This is a genomic window from Shewanella sp. 10N.286.52.B9, assembly GCF_002873635.1.
In the GTDB taxonomy this organism is placed as follows: domain Bacteria; phylum Pseudomonadota; class Gammaproteobacteria; order Enterobacterales; family Shewanellaceae; genus Shewanella.
The window spans coordinates 1-15,212 of record NZ_MCTY01000159.1; the positions used below are offsets into that span (position 1 = coordinate 1).

A 15,212-nucleotide genomic window follows, 5' to 3' on the forward strand; every position below is an offset into this window, starting at 1 on the left:
ACCTTTTAGGTACCTTATTTAATATAAATTGTGCAGATGTCAGTTCTTTTAAACGCACATTGAGCCAAAAAAAATATAAACAAGTGTTTGACTTAGGTTGACGTTAACGTTAACAGGCCGTAAAGTTGAGCCATATTACATTGGTTAAAACCAATGTGCCGTCCACATACATTGAAGGTGTAAAAGGAAATCCCATGAAAGTATTGGTGCCTGTAAAGCGCGTAGTCGATGCAAATGTGAAGGTCAGAGTAAACGCTGACAACACAAATGTTGATACTGCTAATTTGAAAATGGCGTTAAACCCATTCTGTGAAATTGCAGTTGAAGAAGCTGTAAGATTGAAAGAAGCAGGAAGTGTTACGGAAATTGTTGTGGTCACTATTGGAGCTAAAAATGCTCAAGAACAATTACGTACCTCGATGGCGCTTGGTGCCGACCGTGCTATTCATGTCCTGACTGATGACGAGTTAGTGCCGTTATCGATTGCTAAAATTTTAAAAGCGGTTCAAGAAAAAGAACAAGCAGAATTAGTGATATTTGGTAAGCAATCTATTGATGGCGACAATAACCAAACCGGTCAAATGCTAGCTGCATTAACGAATATGCCTCAAGCAACGTTTGCATCAGAGCTAACATTAACGGCAGACAGTGCAGAAGTAACCCGTGAGATTGACGGCGGCTTACAAACAATAAAAATGCCATTACCAGCGGTGGTTACGGTTGATTTACGTTTAAATGAACCTCGTTACGCATCATTACCTAATATTATGAAAGCTAAGCGTAAGCCATTAGAGACACTTTCAATTGATGATTTAGGCGTAAGCTTAAAAGCACATCAAACCATTATAAAAGTCACCCCTCCAGCTGAGCGTAAAGCTGGCATCATGGTGAATTCAGTGGCTGAATTAGTTGAAAAGTTAAAAAATGAAGCGAAGGTGATCTAATTATGACTATTTTAGTATTAGCTGAACATGATAACGCAAGCTTAAAATTAGATACCGCTAAAGCAGTAAGCGCAGCGGTTGCCATTGGTGGTGATGTGCATGTGTTAGTTGCTGGTAGTGATTGCGCTGCAGCAGTTACCGCAGCGCAAGCATTAACAGGCGTAAGCAAGGTATTAGTTGCTGATAATGCTGTGTATCAAGCGCAACTAGCAGAAAACCTTTCACAGTTAGTGGTTAACCTTGCAGGTGATTACGAACATATTATTTCTGCGGCTAGCAGTGTCGGTAAAGATACCCTGCCACGAGTCGCGGCGTTATTAGATGTGGCGCAAATTTCTGAAGTGATTGAAGTTGTAAGCCCAGATACCTTCGTGCGTCCTGTTTATGCCGGTTCGGCATTAGCGACAGTGCAAAGTTTAGATGCGGTTAAAGTGCTAACAGTACGAACCAGTGCTTTTGATGCCGCAACCAATGACGGCAGTGCAGAAGCGGTTATGGTTGATTTTGTTGCCACAGCAGCGGCAGAATTTGTTTCGCAAACATTAACTGAATCAGAGCGTCCAGAGCTTGGCAGTGCTGGGGTGATTGTTTCCGGCGGCCGCGGTATGGGCAGTGGTGAGAACTTTGCTATTTTAGAAGCGCTTGCTGATAAATTAACTGCTGCTGTTGGTGCTTCGCGCGCAGCTGTTGATGCTGGCTTTGTACCGAATGATTTACAAGTAGGTCAAACTGGTAAAATTGTCGCACCTGATTTGTATATTGCTGTAGGTATCTCAGGGGCTATTCAGCATCTTGCTGGTATGAAAGACTCTAAAGTCATTGTGGCAATCAACAAAGATCCTGAAGCGCCGATTTTCCAGGTTGCAGATTATGGTCTGGAAGCTGATTTGTTTGAAGCGATCCCTGAGCTAACTAATTTGCTATAGTCCTTAATTAGAGCCCTTAATTAGAGCCCTAAATAAGAGTCCTAAATAATGCTCTTTATAATAGGATTATGGCTACGCTAGTTTTTTAGTGAGTTAATATCCACTAATAAAAAACGGCACTAAAAGGCTTTTACCGAGAGGTAAAAGCCTTTTTTAATGTTCCGTAGATAGTTGCTGCCAATTTATACTAATGCGTTGTTATTTGCGGTGCTGTTCTATCAGTGAGCAAAAATTACCACTGCGTTAAATATGAACCCTTGCTAATAAAAGGTTACACTGGTGCTGCGTCAATGTGCGCGGTTTTAGTTGTGATGTTATATATCACAAGATAATCAAGTTTTATCTGGCAATGATGCTACTGCTTATGTTTGTATGATGGGGTGTTGATATACAGAGCCTTTCTGTTGTTAGCATAAGTAGAGGTGCATTAAGTATCAGTACGGGTGAGTTGGGTGATGCCAATAACTTATTCGGAAAGGATTTAGTGCCGAAGTAAATGGATTCTATCAAAACCATTTATTGGGGCAGTTACCGAAAGGGACTGCACTGTCATGGTAATTTCTATCCGAAAGGGTAGAAGAATATATATCGACAACGATATTGATATTACTGTGGAGTGCTACTGAAAAGAATTTCGTTTACGTATTCAACGTAAACTTGCCTTATCAGTTATTCTCCATTCGTACTCAACGAAGAAATTATAAGAAATGATGATAACAAGTTACGCCGATTCGGCTCTCTCGCTTTTGCCACCAGTAGTGGCTATTTTGCTCGCAGTATTAACTCGCCGAGTCTTACTTTCATTGGGCTTAGGTATTATCACCGGGGTGTTTTTACTCGGTGATTTTTCAGTTAGCGCTGCAGCCTCAAATTTACTGACTACCGTCACGGGTCTAGTTTGGGATGATGGCGCGCTCAATTCATGGAACCTACAAATTTTAGGTTTCTTGGTGATTTTGGGCATGATCACGGCATTAATCACGGTAAGTGGTTCAGCTCGCGCCTTTGCTGATTGGGCTCATCAACGTATTCGCAATAAACGTGATGCCAAGTTGATGACTATCTTCCTTGGTGTTGTAGTGTTTATTGATGACTACTTTAACAGTATTGTGGTGGGATCTATTGCACGTCCAATCACCGACCGTTACCACATTTCACGGGCTAAATTAGCCTACTTATTGGATTCAACAGCGGCACCAATTTGTGTTATCTCGCCTGTTTCAAGCTGGGGGGCGTACATTATCGCCCTGATCGGCGGGATTTTAACGGCTCATGGCTTTGCTGATACAGGGCATTTAAGTGTGTTCCTGCAAATGATCCCAATGAACTTTTATGCCATTTTTGCATTATTATTATTGGTGTGTGTGGCGTTATTTGGTTTAGATATTGGCCCAATGCGTAAGCATGAACAAAATGCCCAAAAGGGTGAGTTGTTCGACGAATCTAAAGGCTTACCACCAGGAGCCACAGCCGATTTACCAGAAGCGGAAACCGGTAAAATCATTGGCTTATTCTTACCTATATTAGTGTTAGTTGCGGCAACCTTCTATTTCATGGTGGCGTCAGGCGCTGATGCATTATCAGCTAATGATTTACCTTTTAGCATTTTAGGAGCATTTGAAAATACTGAAGTGAGCTCGTCACTATTTTACGGTTCACTGGTGGGGTTAGCGGTCACCTTAGTATTAACTGTGAAGCAAAAAATTGCTCTGCCTATGGTGTTCACTGGCATCAAACTTGGCGCTAAATCAATGCTACCTGCCATTTATATTTTGTTATTTGCTTGGACGATTTCAACGGTTATTGGCAACCTTGAAACCGGTAAATACATGGCCAGTTTAGCCACAGGCAATATTCCATTTGCGATGCTACCTGCAGTATTATTTTTATTAGCAGGCCTAACCGCATTTGCAACCGGCACCAGCTGGGGTACCTTCGGTATCATGTTGCCAATTGCAGCTGATATGGCGATGGGCAGTGATAGCACTATGATGTTACCTATGCTTGCAGCCGTGTTATCTGGTGCAGTATTTGGCGATCATTGTTCACCGATTTCAGATACCACTATCTTGTCGTCAACGGGGGCGAGTTGTCACCATATCGATCACGTAATGACGCAATTACCTTATGCGTTAATCGTGGCGGTCATTAGTATTATTGGCTACGGTGTATTAGGTTTTACCGCGTCAGTGGCCATGGGCTTGGTCACCTGTAGTGTGCTATTTGTATTAAGCGTTATTGGACTGAAGTTGATCACTAAATAGCGTAAGCTAACTCGGTTTGATTTAAGCTTATCGCGAACTTTAGATATAGCTAACTTGTATGAAAATGCCGCTCAGATGAGCGGTATTTTTTATGTTTTAAAATCAAGGCTGCATAATAAAGTGGTATATATAAGCTAAATATCTAAGTCGAATCACTAGAGTGAACCTCAAAGGTTTAAGCTCACATGTTTTGTTTATGCAGCAGTTATTGTTAGCGAAGAGAAGCAGCGATTAGCACTGTGAGTGAATGACTGTTTCTGCCAATGGTGAGTGCAAGGGTTAGCAATTATAGGGATTAACAGGTACTGCTAATCAGCGTACTCGGATCTAGGTGAAAATTGAGATAAAAAAATGCCGCTCAAATGAGCGGCATTTTTAGGATTTAAGTTTAAGTGCTAAATAAAATTAGCTTTAACCAAACTTAAATGATGTTAAGCCACAAGGTTCTAATAGCGTTAGTTTAAACCACGACGCTCAAGTAATGCATCAGTCGTCGGCTCTTGACCTCTGAAGGCTTTATACGCATCCATTGGTGGTACTGAGTTACCCACTTCACGAATGGTTTTGCGATACTTCATCCCAATTTCACGGTTTAGACCGCCTTGAGTTTGTACGTAAGCAAAGGCATCAGCTGCAAGGATTTCACTCCACATGTAAGCGTAATAACTTGCAGAGTAGCCGCCCGGGAAAGCGTGAGCAAAATAGCTTGAGCGGTAACGAGGTGGTACCGCTTTAATGTCAACACCGTGTTTTTTCAGGGCGCTTGCTTCAAAGCTCGCCACATCTTGTAATGGCACATCAGCAGCAAGTGAATGCCACTCTAAATCAACTAGTGCTGCCGCCATATACTCTAAGGTGTCAAACCCTTGATTAAAGCTGCGAGACTCAAGTAATTTTTCTAGTAGTGCCTCAGGAATGACTTCGCCTGTTTCATAGTGCTTAGCATAGTTAGCCAGCACTTTAGGGTGCGCTGCCCAGTCTTCTTCAAATGTCGATGGGAACTCTACAAAGTCACGTGATACTGAGGTACCCGCAAGTGATGGGTAAGTAACTTTTGAGAACATACCGTGGGTACCATGGCCCATTTCATGGAACATGGTGGTGACTTCACTGTAGCTCACAAATGTTGGCTGACCTTCAGGGGCTTTCTTAATGTTCATCACATTAACTACCACAGGCTTGTTGTTTAATAACTCAGACTGACCCACAAACGAGTTCATCCAAGCGCCGCCACGTTTACCTTCACGAGAAAAGTAATCAGCATAAAAGATAGCCATACTGCTGCCATCTTCATCAAACATTTCATACGCTTTTACATCAGGGTGATAAACAGGCAGATCAGGTCTTGGTGTTAAGGTCACGCCATACAATTCTTTAAGAGTGAAAAACACGCCATCTTCCAGTACACGATTAAATTCAAAATAAGGCTTAATTGATGCCTCATCTAAATCAAATTTTTCTTTACGTACACGCTCGGCATAATAAGCCCAATCCCATGGTTCAAGGGTAAAGTCGCCGCCCATTTTGGTGATCATTGCTTGTATGTCTGCGGCTTCTTTTTGGGTGTTTTCAACTACAGCAGGCACCATTGAGCCAAACATCTTATAAACCGCATCTGGGGTTTTGGCCATTTGTGGCGCTAAGCGGTAATCTGCCCAACTGTCATAACCCAGTAATTGGGCTTTTTCGGCACGTAGTTGCGCTAAACGAGCCACTAAAGAAGCGGTTTCATTGTCACCCGTTAAACCGCGGTTAGCAGATGCTTGCCATACTTGTTGACGTAACTGACGGTTGTCTAGTTGGGCTAATACAGGCTGACGAGTGGTGTTGGTAATGCTAAGTAAGTATTTACCTTCATGGCCTGCTGCACTGGCATCAATGGCTGCTGATTTAATGGCGGTTGCTGATAAACCCGCAAGCTCTGACTCATCCTCAACGACTACGGCGATTTCTTTACTTAAGCGCATTAGTCGCTGTGAGAATTCGTTAGTCAAGGTTGACTGCTCTTCATTCAATACACGAATTTGCTGTTTTTGCGCTTCTGTTAGTTTAGCGCCCGCTAGAACAAAACGTTGATGATAAACTTCAATTAAGCGTTTTGCTTCAGGGCTAATTTCTAAGCCTTCACGGCTGTTATAAATCTGTTCAATGCGGCTAAAAAGTGCAGCATTTAAATTAATGTTGTCAGAGTGGGCTGCCATTTTAGGCGCCATAATGCCCTGTATTTTACGTAGCTCAGGGTTACTTGTTGAACCGGTTAAATTATAAAAAACCTTCGATGTACGGCCTAATAGTTCACCGCTTTTTTCCATGGCAACAATGGTATTTTCAAAGGTTGCAGGCGCTGGATTGTTAGCAATAACCAAGATTTGCTGGTAATGCTCATTGATACCTTGCTCAAGCGCAGGTAAGAAGTGCTCATTTTTTATGTCAGCAAAATTAGGGGTTTGATATTGCAAGCTGCTTGGAGCAAAAAAAGGATTATCTGCTTGTATCATAGTGACGTTTTCAGCTTGGGTTGTATCAGTATTTGAGATTGAGCATCCACCTACGACGATTGTGGCAGCAATAGCTGCAGCAACAAGTGTTTTATGCATAGTGTTTAGACTTCCTATTATATTTTATTGTTCAAACAATCTATCAATTGTTTCTTAATCGTATCTGAAGTAATACAAAAAGCGTGAACTATGATGGCTTTTTTAACGTTAACTGTTTAATAAATGTGACATGTTAACTGGATTTAACATGTAATTACTGCTGCGAGAGGTGATTAGCTCAAAAGCGCAGCTGCACAGAGATGATTTTTTGTGATACCGACATGAGTTTATCTATTCTAACGCTTATTTCGCTGCTGAAAAAATGATAAACTGCCACGGTAAATAACCATAAGGACACACCGTTTTGGCGCAACTCTACTTCTACTATTCTGCAATGAATGCAGGTAAATCAACTTCGCTACTGCAATCATCGTACAACTACCGTGAACGTGGAATGAATACCTTAGTCATGACAGCGTCAATTGATGATCGTTATGGTATTGGCAAAGTGGCTTCTCGTATTGGTATTGAAACCGAAGCCCATGTTTTTAGTGATGGTGATAACCTTGCTTATTTTATTGAAAAGCAACTTGCTGAACAAAAGCTGCACTGCATATTAATTGATGAGTCGCAATTTTTAAGTAAAGAGCAAGTTAAGCAGTTAACCCATGTGGTTGATAATTTTGATATTCCAGTGCTGTGCTATGGTTTAAAAACCGACTTTCAAGGTGAATTGTTTACCGGAAGCCAATACTTATTAGCCTGGGCTGATAAATTGGTAGAACTTAAAACTATTTGCCATTGCGGCCGTAAAGCCAACATGGTGTTAAGACTGGATGGCAACGGTAAGCCTATGCGTGATGGTGAGCAAGTTGCCATTGGCGGTAACGAAAGTTACGAGTCGGTATGCCGTAAGCATTTTAGAGAATTTCTTTGGGACTAGTTCGTTGCAGTTAACGAGTTACTCTTAAATAAAACAGCGCCTATATTGATTTATAGGCGCTGTTTTTGTTTGGACTTGTTTTTGGTAGTTACTTACAAAGCAGCGTTAAAAAATCCGCCTCATCAAAATTAGCAATATGCGCTACTCGCTTCAATTTGCTTAGGTAAACTTCGAGCCTAGCTACCCCAGTAACTCAGATATTATTAGGGCGTAGTTTGAATGTATCGTTATCAGCGATTAAAAATCCGCGTCATCAAAGCTGGCAATATGTTCGCTACTTGCTTCAATTTGCTTACGTAAGCTTCGAGTCTGACTGCCCCAGTAGCTCATATAAAACTGAGCGGTTTTAAGTTTGCCTTTATAGAACTCCGTTTCTTCAGTACCAGCTTCAATAGCTGCAAACGAGGTGGCGGCAATACGGGTCCACATCCACGCCAGCGTGGTGATGCCAAATAACTGCATGTAGGCCATAGAAGCTGCGCCAATAATATCTGGATTAGTGCTGGCAGTTTTGACGATAAAGCCAGTGGCTTTTTCTAAATCGCCTGCCGCATCCATTAAGCCGGCAATGTAAGGCTGCATGTTTGCATTGGCGCTGTTTTCTTGGATGAGTTGTTTAACCATCCCTGACCACAATGTCAGTGCAGCGCCTTTATCTGAGAGTAATTTACGGCCAACTAAATCCAATGCTTGTACGCCATTGGTGCCTTCATAAATCATCGCAATGCGAATATCGCGGACAAATTGTTCCATGCCCCATTCGTTAATATATCCGTGGCCGCCATAAACTTGCTGCGCATCAACACAGGCTTTAAAGCCTTGGTCGGTGACAAAGCCTTTTACTATTGGGGTAAATAGCGCTGCCAGCATTGAAGCTTGTTTTGCTTGTGCGGGATCAGTATGGCGCTCAGCAGAGTCTAGCCAAAGCGCTTGCTGGCCCATTAAGGCGCGGGTGCCTTCATTAAATGCTTTTTGCGACAACAGCATTCTGCGCACATCGCCATGAACTAAAATAGAGTCAGCGGCTTGCTCTGGTTGTTTAGCACCAGATAACGCGCGGCCTTGAATGCGACCTTTAGCATATTCCAATGCGTTTTGATAAGCGATATCAGACACGCCTAAACCCTGAATGCCGACGCCTAAGCGGGCTTGATTCATCATGGTGAACATTGCCTTTAAACCTTGATGAGGTGCGCCGACTAATTCACCTAGAGCATTATCAAAATGCATCACACAGGTGGAGTTACCATGAATACCCATTTTATGTTCAAGACCGGTGGCAGATAAACTATTAGCTTCACCCAAACTGCCGTCATCGTTAACCATAAACTTAGGTACCGCAAACAATGAGATCCCTTTAACGCCTTCTGGAGCGTCAGGTAATTTAGCTAATACCAAGTGAATGATATTTTCCGCTAAATCATGATCACCAGATGAGATAAATATTTTTTCACCGCTAATGGCAAATTGGCCATCTGCAGCTGGGGTTGCCTTAGTGCGCAGTAAAGCTAAATCAGTGCCAGCATGAGACTCAGTTAAGTTCATGGTGCCAGTCCACTCACCACTGACGAGCTTGGCAAGGTATTTTTGTTTCAGTGCATCACTACCATGAACGTGGATAGCTGAGTAAGCACCATGGGTTAACCCTGGGTACATGGCAAAGGCCATATTGGTGGCGGTTTTCATTTCGGTGGCAAAGGTGCCAATAACTTCGGGTAAGCCTTGACCGCCATATTCAGGATCACAGGTTAATGTGGCCCAACCATCATCAACGTATTGTTTATACGCCTGTTTAAATCCTTTTGGGGTAATCACTTTGCCATCCACAAGCTGACAACCTTCAAGATCACCTGAAGCATTAAGCGGCAACATAATCTCGGTAGTGAAATCGGCCACGCCTTGCAAAATAGCATCAGCAAGCTCAGGGTCGATTTCATCAAAACCTGATAAGTTAGGTTGCTGATAAATATTAAGTAATTCAGATAATATGAATTGATAATCTCTAAGGGGGGCTTGATAAATCGGCATAATAGGATCCTTTCTTATGATATTTCTGTGCTTACTCGCATAGTGACAGAATTGATGTTCAAGAATTAAACAGGTGTTTAACCATAACTAACTTTGAGCAAAAACTCAGTAATTATTTATCGGCGGTTTGTTAACTTCACAGCGGCAATTATAGCGTCAGGTGTCGTTATTGAATGTGGATGGCTATTGAAAAGTGAGATTGATGTGCTTCTATTATGCTAATAGGTAATATAGTCAATGGGTTGTATTGAGCTAGTTTTGAATTAAAGCTGATTTGAGTGATTGATTTGAGTGATTGATTTGAAACTAGCACTCACATCCCTGTGAATGCTACATCGATTCAGTATTGTGGCAATGGCTGCTAAAGTTTAACTCAAAACCACGTTTATCGCCCTAGTTATAGCATTTAGTTAGTGCACGTAAGTACTGATTCAGTTAATTCGCGGTCTTGTTGTTGTGATAACGGCAACTCCCTTGCTTGCTCGCGCAGATAGTCCATTCCCGCTAAGAAACCGGAGAACATTTTCAGCGCAATAAATTGCCCTTCAGTGGTAGTGCGGTAGTTACTGCCTTGTTTTTTTATTGCCCCAGCTGCATGCAAATAACTCATTTCTAAGGGAAATGCCTGCCACAATGTTTTACCGGTATGGGCTTTAAATTGTTGATTATCTAATACACCATGACCCATCATCATCATTAAGTGATGTTGTATTAGCGCTTTTTGCTCAAGAGGTTTGGTATAACAGGTACCACTATGGCCGGCATTGATACGCTCAATATAGGTTGGGATATCAAAGCTGGAAATGTTGAATTGCTCGCCAAAGCGGCCAAAGGCACCAGAGCCAACCCCAAAGCAATCTTCACCGTCGAGCACATATTTGTTTTCAACTGGTTGGCCAAAATTACGGCTAAATGTCCATGGGAACTCCATTATGTACTTGTCACCTAACGCTTGTTTAACAGCTAGAAATTGCGGCCAAAGCTCATTAGGCTCACCTGCAAGGCTACCTGCTTTTTTACGGTTTTTACCAATGCCGATAGTCAGTGGATAAGTAGTAATTTGATCAGGGCTTAAGCGAATCGTTTGCTCAAGATCCCAAGCAATTGACTCAGGCGTTTGCACCTTAAAGCCATACATCATATCGAGGTTTACAGTGGGGATGACCTCAATGGCGCGGCTAACGTATTCAGCTTGCTGTAATCCCGAGCCAAACTTTTCAAAACGGCCACTGGCTTTTAAAATCTTATCGTCAAAGCTTTGCACCCCAATGGACATTCTATCCACTAAGCCTTTAAGTAAATGTGGATTGCCTTCTTTAAAGTAGATTGGATCGCTTTCGCAAGAGACCTCGCGTACCGTGGTGATCGATTTAATCATCTCGATGGTTTTAATCAACTCATCTTCTAAAATGGTCGTAGTACCACCGCCAATATAAACCCGGTTAAAGGTATAGCCTTTGGCAATAACTTCTCTAATTTCTTTTCTCAGGGCTTTGAAATACTCTCTGGCAATGCCTTCAACAAATTTGATTTTATGGAATGAGCAAAAACGGCATAAAGTATGGCAAAAAGGAATGTGAATATAGAGGGTTTCGATGGGTTTTTCAGGGATATAGTCTTTGGCGTCAACATCAACTTCAACCGCATTTTTCAAGCTTAAAGAGCGTTTAATCGTTTGACCCATAACCCAGTCGAGGCTATTGGTTGCAAGGTCTAACCTTGTGGTTGAGAGAGTGGATTTCATTAAAGCCCTCATTGATATCATTATGTCTAATATAACCAGACTAATGGACTCCAGTGGTGATAAATGTCGGCTGAAGCATGAAGATACAAATATCTACAAATTAGAGGGTAATTTGTTACTAAAGTTTGATGGTTATCACTTTCTTGTAGCAGTTGCAGACTGCAATATTTTGATTATTTGTTGTTTTTTTGTACGAAGCCGTTAACCGTTCCTAATTTTCATTGTGGTTAATAGTTTATTTTGAATCACTAATATTGAATATAGTGCTAACGCTGTCGTTGCGGCAGGTGGGCAATTAATTAAAACACGCGTGTGATCACTTTTACTCAGGCTGCAAATAGCGTACATTATGCGCAATTGTATTTTTTAAAGAACTCTTCATTTTATTTTATAAACTATGTGCAAGGGGAAAACTATGAAACATCGTTGGCAGATAGCCATTTCAGCAGGGCTTTTGGCGGGATTATGGGCTGGTGTGGCCGATGTATTTCAGTTAGTTACTTGGATTGGCTTTTTAAGTTGTAGTACTTTTTTTGCTCAGGCTGAATCAGGCATAAAAGGTATGTTCATGGCCATGAGCACTAATTTATCAGGTGTATTTTGGGGCTGGTTAATTATTGCTGGCAGTAGCTTGTTTGTGTCACCGACATTTGGTTACCTCTTTACAGCTATCGCAACCTCAGCAATGTGTTTACAGGCAAGCTATCAAAAGCTGGCATTCATTCCTGGGGCATTTATTGGCTGTTGTGTCACTTTTGCCATGGGAGGCGATATTGCTGCAATATTACCGCCATTGTTAATTGGCGCTATGCTGGGTTACAGCATGAGTTTATTGACGGGGCAGTTGATTAATTTGACTGAAAAGTTTCAAGGTTTATCGGTAAATAAATCAGTTGATGCCGCTAATAATAATGCAGCGAAAGAGTTATAAGCCTGTTAGTAAACCCATTGTAAAAGCAGCATTTTTTGTCATTGAGTTAGCACAAATTAATTTACTCCCTTGTGCTAACTCGCTAGGATGTTGCCCCATTTAGCATCTAGCAAGGTATCACATGAGATCCGTAACACTGGCTTTAACCCTCATCGCTTTATTCAGTCTTTTTAGCAGTTCATCAGTTAACGCCGCGCCACAAGTGGGTTTAATGGTGGGTAGTGATTCAGGTATCAATGTCAAAATTGATGATTACAAGATTGGTGTTGGATTTGACGAGTTATCTTTTACTATGGATAGAACCTTTAATTTCCAAGATAACCCAAATTTTTATTGGGGCCTTGGGGGTAAAATTGCTGACTCACATAAAGATGATATTCAGTTAGGTGCTAGAGCGGTGTTTGGTGCTCACGCTAAAGTGGAGCGTTTTACCTTTTTTGCTGAAGCACAACCGACCTTGTATATACTTGATGATGTTAAAGTGAAATTAGAAGCCATTGCTGGGGTGAGATATCACTTCTAGGTTTTCAATCTGCCGATTGAATGGCTAAGTTGAGATTTGTTGCCATCGTTTTGGTTAAAGTTGTAATCAAAGCTTTAGCTAGTGAGTTAGTGAAGTAGGGAATACCAAGGTATTCCCTTTTTTGTGGCTGATTTTTGATGGTTTGATGGTTTGTTTGATGGTTTGTTTGATTGGATGTAACTTGATAGCTGGTGATTGGTGATTGGTGATTGGTGATTGGTGATTGGTGATTGGTGATTGGTGATTGAGAGTTAGTGGCAGGATTACAAGCTGTCGGTTGCTAAAGTCAACGTCGTGGGTTATCCACCCACACCCGACGAAGAGGGGAAACAACAGCAATCCGCCTCTTACTTTTCTAAGAACCATTTTTCTTGATCCCACTTATTTAACAATGGCGGTCATTACCCCAGCGACAATGAAGATAGGCTAAAAACGTTTGGCAGTATCTAAGCATGTTTACAACAGCATTTAGCGATGAAAAACGCTGCAAAATACTGACTATGAGTTATTTTTAGCATCTGAATTGAGTCAATTTGCTGTTATCATAGCGACATTATTTTATAGAAAAGGCATTCGTATGACCTCCCTTGCAGAACTTAATATTACCGACATCACGGTTGGTGAAGGCAAAGCCGCAGAAAAAGGTGCATTAATCACCTGTAAATATACCGGTAAATTAGCCGATGGCAGCGTATTTGATAGCTCAGAAGCATTTCAAGTGGTGATCACCGCTAAACGGGTTATCCAAGGTTGGTATCAAGGTATTATTGGCGACAACCCAATGAAGGTCGGCGGAACACGTAAACTGTCAGTCCCTGCTCACCTTGGTTATGGCGAGCGCAAAATTGGCGATAAAATCCCGCCTAATTCTGATCTATTCTTTGAAATTGAATTATTAGAAGTGCTAACCCGTGATGATTAATATTAGTACTTTATAACTGCTGAGATTAATCATCAGCATTGTAGTGAATGATGAATGGCAACAGTAATGTTGCCATTGTTGTTTATGGCTAACCTATCAGCAGGGCTAACTGCTTTTTTAATTAAGTTTACTTTTATTGGATTACAACCTGACGGTTGCTAAAGTCGTGGGCTATCCACCCACATTGGCTGAATTGGGAAATACATTGGTATTCCTTTTTAGTGGATGAGTTTTGATTGGTTTGGTTTGATTACAACCTGTCGGTTGCTAAAGTCAAAGTCGTGGGTTTTCCACTCACACCCGACCAAGAGGGGAAACAACAGCAATCCCCCTCTTACTCTTTCTAAGAACCATCCCATGCCGCTCCGGCGAAGTTGTCACCTTCGGTCTTATTTGAAAATAGCTGACGCTTTCGATAGGCCATCCATGGCCAAACGAAAGCTAGCCAGACATCCATGTCTGGCTCACGCTATTTTCTTCAACGCCCTCAGCAACTTCCAACGGAGAATATTGAATCCGCAGGTGAAATTGGAGATTTTCTAATTAGTTTACTCTAATGTGAATATTCTATAGTCTTATCAGATTGTTAAGTTTATGAAGCAAAGGATATGGTTCAAACTTATGCTTAAAAGATTAATTATCATGTTAGTGCTGATTACCTCTAGTGATTTACTTGCTGATGAATGTGAAATTTTGCTAAAAAGCAAAATTCAAAATGAGTTAGCTTTTACATATGAAGAGTTCGATCAAACTGAGAATAACGGCTTTCGCCCACTTGAGAGGATGTTTTGCTTTAAAGAAGCTGCTGAACTTTTAGAGTTATATATCATTGCAAATCAATCTCAAAGAAGCTCTTTAAGATGGCATTTAGCGCAAATGAAAGCCTTTAATGGTGAATATGAAGCTGCAATTGTTTATGCAAACTCTGTCATCGATATTGAGGAAGATTTGGATGATTTTCCTTTAATGTGGAATGACTTTGTGAATGCGAATATCGCATTTTTGATGCGAGATAAAGAAGCTCTTATTAAGTACAGAGACAAAATATCGGCGGGGAAAAATTTCAAGCCAAATGAGATTAATCTACTTTATGTCGAAAAATTATTAGTTGGCTTTGATTCAACATATCGGCAAGCGATTTATGATTAATGCAATGGCTTGTCTACATCATGTAAATTAGCTTAACGCATTCAGACACTTTCAATGGGGATTATCTAGTTTAATTTATCAGTGACTCCAATGTTTATTTTTCCTTTTTTAGTGGCTGAATTTTTGATTGAATTGATTACAACCTGTCGGTTGCTAAAGTCAAAGTCGTGGGTTATCCACCCACACCCGACCAAGAGGGGAAACAACAGCAATCCCCCTCTTACTCTTTCTAAGAACCATCCCATGCCGCTCCGGCGAAGTTGTCACCTTCGGTCTTATTCGAAAATAGCTGACGCTTTCG

11 protein-coding genes and 1 riboswitch are annotated in these 15,212 nt (G+C 41.3%); of the genes, 8 read left to right on the forward strand and 3 right to left on the reverse strand.

The annotated features are described in order from the left end of the window. The first annotated feature begins 194 nt into the window (after positions 1–194). The 3 genes from BCU91_RS08730 (at position 195) to BCU91_RS08740 (ending at position 4,134) form a co-directional block, all read left to right on the forward strand. Positions 195–944: an electron transfer flavoprotein subunit beta/FixA family protein gene (locus BCU91_RS08730; protein WP_102440655.1), complete on the forward strand. Its 750-nt coding sequence runs from the start codon at positions 195–197 to the stop codon at positions 942–944. A gap of 2 nt (positions 945–946) precedes the next feature. Then, positions 947–1,870 carry an FAD-binding protein gene (locus BCU91_RS08735; protein ID WP_102476997.1) on the forward strand — a complete coding sequence of 308 codons (924 nt, stop codon included), beginning with the start codon at positions 947–949 and terminating at the stop codon, positions 1,868–1,870. A gap of 409 nt (positions 1,871–2,279) precedes the next feature. Further along, positions 2,280–2,500, forward strand: a riboswitch (Lysine riboswitch). A 77-nt stretch (positions 2,501–2,577) separates the two neighbouring features. Further along, complete coding sequence (locus tag BCU91_RS08740; protein WP_102476998.1) at positions 2,578–4,134, forward strand: Na+/H+ antiporter NhaC family protein; 1,557 nt, start codon at positions 2,578–2,580, stop codon at positions 4,132–4,134. Positions 4,135–4,589: 455 nt separating this feature from the next. Here the strand turns inward: BCU91_RS08740 and BCU91_RS08745 are convergent, their stop codons facing one another. Then, positions 4,590–6,731: a M3 family metallopeptidase gene (locus BCU91_RS08745; RefSeq protein ID WP_102476999.1), complete on the reverse strand. Its 2,142-nt coding sequence runs from the start codon at positions 6,729–6,731 to the stop codon at positions 4,590–4,592. 304 nt (positions 6,732–7,035) lie between these two features. Here BCU91_RS08745 and BCU91_RS08750 point away from each other — a divergent pair, with 304 nt between their 5' ends. Further along, the gene (locus tag BCU91_RS08750) at positions 7,036–7,614 is read left to right on the forward strand and encodes a thymidine kinase (RefSeq protein ID WP_076540377.1); all 579 of its coding nucleotides are present in this window, start codon (positions 7,036–7,038) and stop codon (positions 7,612–7,614) included. Between the two features lie 237 nt (positions 7,615–7,851). Here BCU91_RS08750 and BCU91_RS08755 read toward each other — a convergent pair whose 3' ends face one another. Next, the gene (locus BCU91_RS08755; RefSeq protein ID WP_102531305.1) at positions 7,852–9,642 is read right to left on the reverse strand and encodes an acyl-CoA dehydrogenase C-terminal domain-containing protein; all 1,791 of its coding nucleotides are present in this window, start codon (positions 9,640–9,642) and stop codon (positions 7,852–7,854) included. A gap of 406 nt (positions 9,643–10,048) precedes the next feature. Continuing rightward, a complete protein-coding gene (locus tag BCU91_RS08760; RefSeq protein ID WP_102440650.1) occupies positions 10,049–11,386 on the reverse strand; it encodes a coproporphyrinogen III oxidase family protein in 1,338 nt (445 codons plus the stop codon). A 415-nt stretch (positions 11,387–11,801) separates the two neighbouring features. Here BCU91_RS08760 and BCU91_RS08770 point away from each other — a divergent pair, with 415 nt between their 5' ends. The 4 genes from BCU91_RS08770 (at position 11,802) to BCU91_RS08785 (ending at position 14,911) form a co-directional block, all read left to right on the forward strand. Next, complete coding sequence (locus BCU91_RS08770; RefSeq protein WP_102440649.1) at positions 11,802–12,317, forward strand: DUF1097 domain-containing protein; 516 nt, start codon at positions 11,802–11,804, stop codon at positions 12,315–12,317. Positions 12,318–12,438: 121 nt separating this feature from the next. Next, on the forward strand, positions 12,439–12,840 hold the full coding sequence (locus tag BCU91_RS08775) for a hypothetical protein (RefSeq protein ID WP_102440648.1): 402 nt from the start codon (positions 12,439–12,441) through the stop codon (positions 12,838–12,840). Between the two features lie 577 nt (positions 12,841–13,417). Continuing rightward, complete coding sequence (locus tag BCU91_RS08780) at positions 13,418–13,762, forward strand: FKBP-type peptidyl-prolyl cis-trans isomerase (protein ID WP_102477004.1); 345 nt, start codon at positions 13,418–13,420, stop codon at positions 13,760–13,762. Positions 13,763–14,404: 642 nt separating this feature from the next. Beyond that, positions 14,405–14,911 (forward strand): hypothetical protein, encoded by a 507-nt coding sequence (locus BCU91_RS08785; RefSeq protein WP_133126595.1) that lies wholly within the window; start codon positions 14,405–14,407, stop codon positions 14,909–14,911. Positions 14,912–15,212 lie beyond the last annotated feature (301 nt).